General features: G+C 35.4%; 9 protein-coding genes, 1 tRNA gene and 2 pseudogenes. 9 read left to right on the top strand and 3 right to left on the bottom strand.

What is annotated here, in order from left to right:
- From DEF52_RS01900 to DEF52_RS01865, 8 genes and pseudogenes are all read left to right on the top strand, one after another.
- Positions 1 to 523 (top strand): group II intron maturase-specific domain-containing protein (locus DEF52_RS01900; RefSeq protein ID WP_272897545.1); only part of this gene is annotated, 523 nt, incomplete at its 5' end.
- Positions 498 to 653, top strand: coding sequence for a hypothetical protein (locus tag DEF52_RS06480; RefSeq protein ID WP_153296791.1), 156 nt, complete (start codon positions 498 to 500; stop codon positions 651 to 653). The genes DEF52_RS01900 and DEF52_RS06480, both read left to right, overlap by 26 nt.
- Before the next feature lie 199 nt (positions 654 to 852).
- Positions 853 to 1,164 (top strand): annotated as a pseudogene (locus DEF52_RS01890) (nuclease/transposase family protein); the annotation flags it as partial.
- 214 nt (positions 1,165 to 1,378) lie between these two features.
- The gene (locus DEF52_RS01885) at positions 1,379 to 2,326 is read left to right on the top strand and encodes a hypothetical protein (RefSeq protein ID WP_151807702.1); all 948 of its coding nucleotides are present in this window, start codon (positions 1,379 to 1,381) and stop codon (positions 2,324 to 2,326) included.
- A 63-nt stretch (positions 2,327 to 2,389) separates the two neighbouring features.
- Positions 2,390 to 2,467, top strand: a tRNA-Arg gene (locus DEF52_RS01880).
- Positions 2,468 to 2,549: 82 nt separating this feature from the next.
- Positions 2,550 to 3,668, top strand: a complete 1,119-nt coding sequence (gene dnaJ / locus DEF52_RS01875; RefSeq protein WP_151807701.1) for a molecular chaperone DnaJ — start codon at positions 2,550 to 2,552, stop codon at positions 3,666 to 3,668.
- A 339-nt stretch (positions 3,669 to 4,007) separates the two neighbouring features.
- Positions 4,008 to 5,642 (top strand): ribonuclease J, encoded by a 1,635-nt coding sequence (locus tag DEF52_RS01870; protein WP_012673044.1) that lies wholly within the window; start codon positions 4,008 to 4,010, stop codon positions 5,640 to 5,642.
- Positions 5,643 to 5,647: 5 nt separating this feature from the next.
- A complete protein-coding gene (locus DEF52_RS01865) occupies positions 5,648 to 6,910 on the top strand; it encodes a Tol-Pal system protein TolB (RefSeq protein WP_151807700.1) in 1,263 nt (420 codons plus the stop codon).
- A gap of 41 nt (positions 6,911 to 6,951) precedes the next feature.
- On the opposite strand, the gene gatC is transcribed toward DEF52_RS01865, so the two are convergent.
- From gatC to DEF52_RS01850, 3 genes are all read right to left on the bottom strand, one after another.
- Entirely contained in the window at positions 6,952 to 7,305 is a 354-nt protein-coding gene (gatC, locus tag DEF52_RS01860; protein WP_010962323.1) for an Asp-tRNA(Asn)/Glu-tRNA(Gln) amidotransferase subunit GatC, read from the bottom strand.
- Complete coding sequence (locus DEF52_RS01855; protein ID WP_151807699.1) at positions 7,295 to 8,221, bottom strand: ribose-phosphate diphosphokinase; 927 nt, start codon at positions 8,219 to 8,221, stop codon at positions 7,295 to 7,297. Before DEF52_RS01855 ends, gatC begins: the two co-directional genes overlap by 11 nt.
- 303 nt (positions 8,222 to 8,524) lie before the next feature.
- Positions 8,525 to 9,391, bottom strand: coding sequence for an ankyrin repeat domain-containing protein (locus DEF52_RS01850; protein ID WP_151807698.1), 867 nt, complete (start codon positions 9,389 to 9,391; stop codon positions 8,525 to 8,527).
- Positions 9,392 to 9,804: 413 nt separating this feature from the next.
- Here DEF52_RS01850 and DEF52_RS06475 point away from each other — a divergent pair.
- Positions 9,805 to 10,077, top strand: a pseudogene (locus DEF52_RS06475) (WD_0033/WD_0034 family tandem repeat-containing protein); the annotation flags it as partial.

The raw sequence follows: 10,077 nt of genomic DNA, 5'->3' as shown, positions 1-10,077 counted from the left end.
ATTACTATTTTTACTACTTTATCCTAGTTTCGAAAGAAGTCTAATTTCTCATACATTAAGAACCATTGATGAAACAAAACCAGGATTTGATTTTCTTGGATTTTCAATAAGACAATATCCAACAAAAGAAAGTAAAAAAGGTTACACATTATTAATAAAACCAAGTCGTAATTCTATAAAGCAGCATACATTTGCTATTAAACATAAACTTAGAGAAATGCGTGGGGCGCCACAGGAAGTAATAATAAGGAATCTCAATCCAATAAACAGAGGATGGAGTCAATATTACTCTTCGGTAGTTTCATGTAAAATCTTTAGCTCATTGGATAATACTATACATAGAAAGCTCTGGAAGTGGGCAGTCTTTAGGCACCCAAACAAAGGGAGATGCTGGATAAAAAGAAAGTACTTTAAGAAGTATAATAACGAAAACTGGCGCTTTATGACAAGTAACAAGGTACGTCTTACTATACACAGCGATCATGTTATTAAACAAAGTGCAAAAAACCAGATCTCCATATGATGGTGATTGGGTATATTGGGGTAAACGTCTGAGAAAAATACCAGATAAGCCATTAAGAGTAATAAAACTATTGAAGTTACAACAAAGTAAATGTGATAATGTAGACTATGGTTTGAAAGTGATGATATAATAGAAATACATCATAAAGACCGGAATAGACGAAACAATATGATCAAAAACTTATCTTTGTTACATGGACATTGTCACGATGAATTACACAGGAGGTGTGCATGAAAAGCACCAAATTGGAGAGAAGCCGTATGAGGCGCAAAGTCTCACGTACGGTTTTGAAGTCAAGTGAGGAGGGGCGACCTTCTTCACTTAGACAACAGTATGCAGATGAAACTACGGAAGAAGACTTAAGGAAAATAGCAGAAAAAGCACCAATAATAAAGTTAGCCTACGATGAATTAGACAGGTTTAGCTGGAATGAAAAAGATTTAGTAGCATATGAAGAAAGAATAATGGATCTGCGGAAAGAAGAAGCCATTCTTGAATACAAACTTGAGGAAGGTATAGAGAAAGGAAAAATCGAAGTTGCAAAAAATTTACTTAAAGCTGGTGTATCTGTTAATTTAATAGCTGAATCCACTGGCCTTTCTCAAGCTGAAATTGTACAGCTTAAGCAAGAAGTGGCCTAAGTATCACGGTTTTCAGGGCTTTTTTAGCTCGGCAGTGGTCTGAAAAGTCCATTTTTCACTTTATAAAATGTTTATATTTTACCACCTACTTTATTTGAATAAGTTCTTCTGCCACACTCTGAACGGATACTTGAATCAGGCTCAAGTTGACAAGTAGATGTTATCTTGTTATAATAAATATTTATTAATTTAATCTTAACTTAAGAGGGTATTTATGGTAGCAAGTGATAGTGTTTTAAAAAGGTATGCGTTAGCCTATATAAAGAAATTAGGTAATAATAATAATATTGAAGGGTTTCTACAGTATTGTAATAATACACCGAATTTAACTTGGAGCAAGGAGAATTTTAAAAATGTGTATGAAGAATTTACACATCCAAATTCAAGCAATAGGCACGATACAGGAAGCAGAAATGATCAATATAACGCAGGGAATAACGCACAACCTACAGGCTCTCAGATTACACATATACATGTACACAATAGAGGTTTAGACTTTTGGGATTATTTGCTATTACAATGCTGGATGGATTCTTTATTCGGTGGACGTGGTCACACTACGGTTAATAATATAACGAATATTAACAATGGTAATACCACTCATCAAGGGAGAAAAGAGAATAAAAAAGAATCAGAAGACAGTAGAAAGCTATTAGCTTTGGGTATAGTAGCTGCAGTTGTGTGTGTTGCTTTCCATGCTGGTATGTGTTTTTGGTATAACAGCAGCAGAAAAGTGGCTAGAAAAGAAGAAAAAATAGATTACCTGGATAGTAAATTTAAAACGTTCAGAAATATAGAATTTGCGGTTGGCGCTGTTTCTTTGGCAGCTTTGGTAGCTTGTGCTGTTTACCCAGTCTTACCAGTGTGGGGTTTAGTTATCCTTGGCGTTAATTCTCTTGTGTGTTTTACTGGTGGTTTAGCTTTTCATATGAAGCATGAGGAAGAATCAGAAAATATCGAGAAAGCTAAAGGAGCGGTAGATAGCTGTCTTAGACAAGGGCATGGTTATGGAGATTCTTCTCGTTATGATGCACCACCTCCTTACTTTTCTCAAGATCCTAATACTACTCCAACTGCTCCTCCTTGTAGTGAATTTGATAATTCTAATGCGAAACGGCAGTTTGAGAATTGTGAGGGGTTCACGTATGATAGAAATCAATAGTTTTATTTTTAGCCAAATTAATTGAATCAAGCCACAAAATCTGCTAAAGTTAACTTTATGAAAGCACCCTTAGCTCAGTTGGATTAGAGCATTTGACTACGGATCAAAAGGTCGGGCGTTCAAGTCGCTCAGGGTGCACCACATTTTATAGGAAGCAGAAGTCACACTTGAAATTAATATATGCAATACCTATCTTTAAAGGTTAAGCACTAAACTATTATATATGAGCAAAAAAGACTACTATGAGCTACTGGAAGTAGGCAGAAATGCCAGTATTGATGAGATAAAAAAAGCGTATAAAAAATTAGCGTTAAAATATCATCCTGATAGAAATCCTGGCAATCAAGAAGCAGAGGAAAAATTTAAAGAAGTAACAGCTGCATATGAAGTTCTGTCTGACTCTGAGAAAAGGGCAGGCTATGACCGTTATGGCCACGAAGGTGCTTCTGGTGGATTTCAAGGCTTTAGCTCTGCAGGAGATTTTAGCGACATATTCAATGACTTCTTTGGTGGAGGATTCGGTGGTGGTGCAAGTAGATCGAGAGCAAAAAGAAGTACAACAGGAGTATCTGGAGCAGACCTACGTTATGATCTTGAAATTACCTTAGAAGATGCATTTAAAGGAATACAAGCGCCTATACATTATGTGACAAATGTAAAATGTGATACATGCCAAGGCACAGGTGGCGAAGGAGCAATTAAACCAGTTCAGTGCCACACATGCCAGGGAAGCGGTAGGATTAGAACTCAACAAGGCTTTTTTACCATCGAAAGAACATGTACTACATGCTATGGGGAAGGAGAAATAATACAAAACAAATGTAAGAAATGTGGTGGAAGTGGACGTAGAAGAGATGAAGTAAATATATCCGTTTCAATTCCAAAAGGCATAGAAGAAGGAGCTAAGGTAAGGATAAGTGGTAAAGGAGAAGCTGGAACAAAAGGTGGAAAAAGTGGAGATTTATACGTATACGTGAAAATAATTTTCCATAAAGTCTTTGCTAGAAATAAAGCAGATTTACACTGTAAAGTGCCTATAAGAATGACACTAGCAGTGCTTGGTGGTGAAATCGATATTCAATCAATTGATGGAGCTAAAATAAAAGTAAAGGTCCCTGAAGGCACTCAAACTGGTACCAAACTACGTTGTAGGGAAAAGGGTATGCCATATATGAACTCACATGCTCGTGGTGATTTATACGTACAGGTAATAGTTGAGACTTTAAATCCAAAAAATTTAACTAAAAAGCAAATTGAACTATTAAAAGCGCTTGAAGAAGAGGAAAATGCAAGTGTACAACAGCAATCTGAAGGGTTTTTTAGTAAAGTAAAAAAAAAATAAGAAATCTGCTAAATGACATAAAGGGGTAACTGTTTACGGGTTTTCATTTAATCCTGCAATTCTTTGACCTTATTAATGGAAAACTTAACAATAGTGTTATTATTAGCCAACAGAAACTTCTTAGCTCCTTATAGCTAAAGTGGCTTAGGTTTACCTACAATTTGAAAAACAACAAATTCGTCATTCCGCTACTCGTTAGCGGAATCTATGCTGAGATACCGCGGCGGTATGACGTTGGGAAACCTTTCTTGGGTTAGCTATAAAACTATGTAAAAGCAATAAATTTCTTTATTTAAGGTCGAAGTTTTGCTATTCTCAGGTTTTAATAATTTAAATTTAATGAATATAAACAAAAATGAGTTTTTATTTCTTCCGCTTGGGGGAGTAGGAAGAATCGGGATGAATGTTAGCCTATATCATTACCAAGGTAAGTGGATTATGATCGACCTTGGTGTTGGTTTTGCAGATGAAACTATGCCAGGTGTTGAGCTGCTCATTGCTGATATAGATTTTATTGCTCAAAGAAAAAAAGATTTACTTGGAATAATAATTACACATGCACATGAGGACCACTGCGGTGCAGTGCCCCACTTGTGGGAAGAGTTGCAGTGCTCCATATATACAACAAAGTTTACGGTTAATTTTCTTAAAGAGAAACTAAAAGAATTTCGATTGGAAGGTATAGTGCCTGTGAAAGAGGTAGACATAAATGGCAGCATAAATTTGGGTCCTTTTACCGTCGAGTTTATAAATGTAACTCATTCAATTCCTGAGGCAAATTCAATATTAATTAGCACTGAAATGGGTAGTGCACTCCATACCGGAGACTGGAAATTTGATCCAAAACCTGTTGTTGGATTAACTTCTAATATGGAGCGTCTAAAAGAAATTGGCGATAAAGGTGACCTGCTTGCAGCAATTTGCGATTCAACCAATATATTAAGCAAGCATCACCCTGAGTCAGAAGGTGAAATTTATAATAATATTTATAACATAATAAAGCGGTCTAAAAAATTAGTTGCTGTTTCGCTATTCGCTTCAAATGTGGCACGAATTGAAACGATAAGCCAAGCTGCAAAAGCACTAAATAGAAAAGTAGTTTTACTTGGTAGATCTTTATGGAGAATAGTGAAAGTTGCGCAAGATAGTGGTTATTTAACTGATTCTCCTCAGTTTCTTGAAGCAAAGGAAGCAGTAAATTTTCCAAGGGAAGAACTGGTGCTACTTTGCACAGGTTGTCAAGGTGAGCCACTGGCAGCTACCGCAAGACTTGCTGCTAAGAGTCATCAAGCATTTAAAATGCAGCAAGGTGATACCATGATCTTTTCGTCAAAAATCATTCCTGGAAATGAAACTCGTGCGCACAACATGCTCAATGCCTTTATTGAGATGGGGGTAGAAGTTATTACTGAAAAAACAGAGCATGTTCATGCTTCTGGGCATCCAACAAGAGAAGAGCTAAAGGAAATGTATTCTTTAATAAAACCGAAGATGTCTATTCCAGTTCACGGCGAATATATTCACACGCATGCACATGTAAAATTTGCTAAAGAGTGCGGTGTGGCAAAAGCAATAATGATTGCACCAGGTGATATTGTTAATTTGGAGAACGGAGAAAAAGTTGATTCAATTGATGTTGACTACTTTGGTATTGATGGTATGCTGCTACGTCATCCGGAGAGCAGTGTTATAAAAATGCGTAAAAGGATGAGAGATGCCGGAGTTATTGTGGTAACAGCAGTTGTAAACAAGAAAAATAAATTGCTTGCTAAACCAAAAGTATTTGTACCTGGTGTTTTTGAAGTGCTAGAAGATGCAGCTACCATACAGAAAATTGTCAAGAAAGTTGAGTCGTTGTTTAGTTTGCAGCCAACAAAAAAAATTAAAAATAAGATTGAAAGTTCAATATTGAGTATCTTAAAGGAATATTTACTAAAAAGGCCTATAATTGAGGTTCAGATAGAACAGGTATGAAATGAATGAAGCTATTCGTTCATCTGGTGTTATTTATTTCGTTATTTATTCCTTATTTTACAAAAGCTGCTTTATATGTTGATATAAAAAAAAGCAGTGTTGGCAACATTGGTCTTGTTGTATCTAAATGTACATGTAAAACAGCGTTGGAAAGCGAATTAAGCGAAAATATTGCAAAGGTAATAGGAACAAATTTATCTAATTGTGGCTTATTTAATGTAAAACGTGGCGCGGAAGCTGAATCTAAATCTTGGAAAAGCGATACTGTAGTCACAGTAAGTTTAAGCGAAATATCTGGTAGTGCATTAGAGCTATCATTTCGTTTATTTGACACTTTTACAAAAAGAGAATTACTTACTCAGTCAGTTGTTTTTCCAGCAAAAGACTGGAGAAAAATTGGTCACCTCGTTTCGGATGTGATACATGATAGATTAATTGGTGAGAAAGGGCACTTCAACACAAAAATCACGTATATCGCTGAAGAAAAAGATAGCAACTACAAATCTGTGCGTAAAATTGCTGTGATGAATCAAGATGGAAGTAATATAAAATACTTAACAAATGGCGATAGATTTGTGTCAACACCGAGATTCTCACCAAATGGAAAGGGCATTGTTTATATCTCGTACGCAAATGGTAAAAGTTATATAATATTAAAAAATTTAAAAGATAACACTGAATCAATAATCAGCGCATTTGAAGGAGTTGTTTCTGCACCAAGATTTTCTCCCGATGGTAAATCTCTTTTAATTTCCCACTCATTGGGTGGTGAAACGAATATATTATCTTTGGATTTAAGTAGTAAACGAACAAAAAAAATTACTCAAGGTTCAGCTATAAGCACTTCTCCCTCTTTTTCTCCAGATCAAAAGTATATGGCTTTTAGTTCTGATATAAGTGGGAGTCAGCAACTGTACGTTATCGATTTTACTAACAAAAGTAAAAAACCTAAAAGAATTAGTTTTGGAAGTGGAAGATATGCTACGCCTGTTTGGTCGCCAAAAGGAGATCTGATAGCTTTTACAAAGATTCAGTCAGGAAAATTTTACATAGGAGTTATGAAGCCAGATGGCAAAGAAGAACGTCTGCTTTCAGAGGGGCATAAAATTGAATCCCCGGCATGGCTACCAAATGGTAGAGAAATCATTTTTACAAGAACAGAATCACCAAGCAACTCTAAACTATATTTAGTAGACTTAGTAAAGAAAAATCAAAAAATGGTTTCCACTCCCACAAATGCTTCTTTACCGGATTGGTCTTATTTTTGAAAGTAGATCTATTATAGATTTGATATGAGCCTTATTTTACTTTAATTGCTTATAACCTTTGGCACTACGAAATACCCATGCTCAGGTTTTGTATTGGACAATATCTCTTTTTTAATGTTTTGAGAATTTATAACATCATCGCGTACATGAATGTCCTTGTCTATGCTGCCATAACGCATAGGAGAAACACCTTCAGTATTAACTTGCAATAAAGTATCATGTATCCAATCCAGCATTGTCAGTTCTTTGGAGTAGTGATCAATCTCGTCATTTGATAACTTAATCCTTACAAGCTGTGCAATTTTAAGCATTTCTTCCTTGGTAATTGTTATTTTTCTCTTATTTGCAAATTCTATTAGTGAAGTAATAACGTCTTCTGTTGACTTAGCTGGCATTTCTACCTCCTTGGATGAAGTGAGTTAAAATATTTACAACCGAAACAACTTCTATTTTACCAGTTTTTTCAAGTTTGTGAAGTATGGTATCCGTAATCACTAATTTATCTAAAGAAGAGGAAGAAATTTTCTCAACTGCACTTCCTGAAAGCACGCCATGTGTGATGCACGAAATTACGGACTTTGCTCCGTGGCCTTTTAAAGCAAGAGCTGCATTACACAATGTTCCACCAGAGTCAACTATATCATCAACAATGACACAATTTTTATTTGCAACTTCTCCTATTATGTTCATTACTTGAGATGTGCCTGCTTTCTCCCTATATTTATCTACTACAATAATCTTATCACTTAACCCTATCTTGTACTTTTCCTCTAAAGTCTTTGCAAAAGCACGTGCTCTACCAATTGCTCCAACATCAGGTGCAACAATTGCCAAATTTTCCGTGTGTATAGAGTCAACAAATGCTTCAAAGCAGTTCAAATTAGTTATCGGTACATCAAAGAATCCTTCAATTTGACTTGAGTGCAAATCAATAACTGCAACACTACTTGCACCTGCAGTTTGAATAAGATTTGCAACTAATTTGGCACTTAAAGCAGACTGCACATTATTGTTCTTGATAATTCTATCTTGCCTGCTATATCCATAATAAGGAATAATTACTACTATCCTTTTGGCTCCTAATCTATTTACTGCATCAATTATGAGCAGAAGCTCCATAAGGTTATCATTCACAGGGGGAGAAAGAGATTGTATTATATATACTTCTTGATTATATAGATCATTTGCTACTTCTACATTTACCTCGCCATCGGTAAACTTTGATATCCAAGCAGAGGATGGTTGAACATCTAGCCGGTTAACTACTGATTCCCCTAATTCCTTACTAGCATTACCTATTATTATCTTCATAACGCACTAATTGAGTTTTTAAGATTATACAGAAATTGTAAAATAATTGAAATGTAAGTGTCTTTATCTAGCATTCTTGTCGGTGAATTAGGTACCTCTTGTACAATGACCTGTCATTTTCACGCGTTGTTTCAATATACAGACCCAAATTGAAACAACTATACAAAATCCTGCTTATGTTTCAAGATAAATGACTTTAATGAAATATAATTTATCTAGTCATTTGTATCTGCTAACATACTACACTTCCCATTGTAGAGCCTCTGCAACTTACTGAAATTTATAATCGCTTTGTAAAAAGCTTTATACTCTTTGCTTAATTGGAGGTGCTACCTCTGCACTTTCTGCTCTGTCTAGGGTACTACTTGGTTTTTCTGCAGTAATTTTTTGAGTGCTACCATCTGCCTTATTCTTGATATCTGCTCCATATGATCTTAATACTTCAATAGCTTTCTCGTTTCCACTACTCAGCGCAATATCCAAAGCATCCATTCCATCATTATTTTTGTGGTTGATAAAATTCTCTAACTCAAAGATTTTTATATATTGCTCAATGATGAATTCTACCACTTTTCCAGGGCAATTATTAGCGGCAGGAAAGAGTACTGCATTGTTATTATTGTCTTTCTTTGTTACATCTGCTTTGAGCTTGTCTATCAAATACTTGATAATTTCTATTCTGCTATCATCTTCTGCTTCAGTGCACTGCCTAGCAGCTAAAAACAGAGCTGTTCGCCCATTATTGTCCACATCTTCAATATCTTGTCCCTTATCAATTAAGGCTTGTATTATATTTTTGTTCCCATATAAAGCAGCAAAGTGAAGAGGAGTATACCCTTCGGTGCTTTCTCTTTCATTAATCAATGCACCATGGCTAGCTAGTAATTCTATAAATTCTGGCGTATTTGCAAAAACTGCAAAGTGCATTGGTGTTAGATCATCTTTACCATGATTTTGAGTTTTTGCATTAACGTTTGCTCCATTTTTTATCAGCAATTTTGCTATTTCTAATTGTTTGCGTCCGATGGCAATATGCAGTGGCGTACGATTGCGTTCATAATGATCATTGACGTTTGTGCCACACTTTATTAGTAGTTCTGCAGCTTCAATATTACCTTCCTGAATTGCAACGTATAAGGAAGCATATCCATCTTTTGTTTCCTCTGTCATACGAAATTGCGAACATGTTAGTTCATATATTATTAAGGATTATTATTAAGTTTTTATTAATACAATATTAATGTAGCGGGATGACGAGCTTATCGTCATCCCGCCGCGAACCGTCATACCACTGCGAACCGTCATACCGCCGCGGTATCTCTAGATCCCGCTAACAAGCAGCGGGATGACGGTTTTTCAAATTATCGTAAGTCAGTTTAGCTATAGCTACAAGTTTCATTCTTCCCTTACAAATAACTTTACTGCGTCCTTTTTTCGGATTCAGAATTAGCAAGAAACGTTCTTGTAAGGTGGTCTACTAAAATTTTGCTTTATAAAACAATGTCTGAACTATGCAATTAATACATTATCAACACAACTGATTCATAAAAGCAAATATTATAACCACGAAGAGAGAAAATGTTATGCTTAGTTTAATAAGAAAGACCTTGAGAAAAAAAATGACTCATCAGGTAAACGATTCGAAATTGAAAGAGAAAGATGAAAAAAGTATTTTAAAATTAGCATCAAAAATAAAAGGCAAAAAAAGTAGCATTGCTGAAGAACTAGAAAAAATATCTAAAAAGGAAAAACAAAGGATTCTTACTACGGAAGTAAGCAAACATCGGGGTAAAGAACCAACTATTATATCACTTGCTTATGCTATACTACGTAAAGATAGTATAGCTGTTGAGAAA

This window comes from Wolbachia endosymbiont of Nasonia oneida, from assembly GCF_009012935.1.
In the GTDB taxonomy this organism is placed as follows: Bacteria; Pseudomonadota; Alphaproteobacteria; order Rickettsiales; family Anaplasmataceae; genus Wolbachia; species Wolbachia pipientis.
Note: the sequence above shows the minus strand (reverse complement) of the source record. Positions and strands in the feature narration are given on the sequence as shown.

Coding starts and splice junctions, on each gene's coding strand:
- DEF52_RS01885 (WP_151807702.1), top strand. CDS start 1,379: ATGGTAGCAAGTGATAGTGTTTTAAAAAGGTATGCGTTAGCCTATATA.
- dnaJ (WP_151807701.1), top strand. CDS start 2,550: ATGAGCAAAAAAGACTACTATGAGCTACTGGAAGTAGGCAGAAATGCC.
- DEF52_RS01870 (WP_012673044.1), top strand. CDS start 4,008: ATGAATATAAACAAAAATGAGTTTTTATTTCTTCCGCTTGGGGGAGTA.
- DEF52_RS01865 (WP_151807700.1), top strand. CDS start 5,648: ATGAAGCTATTCGTTCATCTGGTGTTATTTATTTCGTTATTTATTCCT.
- gatC (WP_010962323.1), bottom strand. CDS start 7,305: ATGCCAGCTAAGTCAACAGAAGACGTTATTACTTCACTAATAGAATTT.
- DEF52_RS01855 (WP_151807699.1), bottom strand. CDS start 8,221: ATGAAGATAATAATAGGTAATGCTAGTAAGGAATTAGGGGAATCAGTA.
- DEF52_RS01850 (WP_151807698.1), bottom strand. CDS start 9,391: ATGACAGAGGAAACAAAAGATGGATATGCTTCCTTATACGTTGCAATT.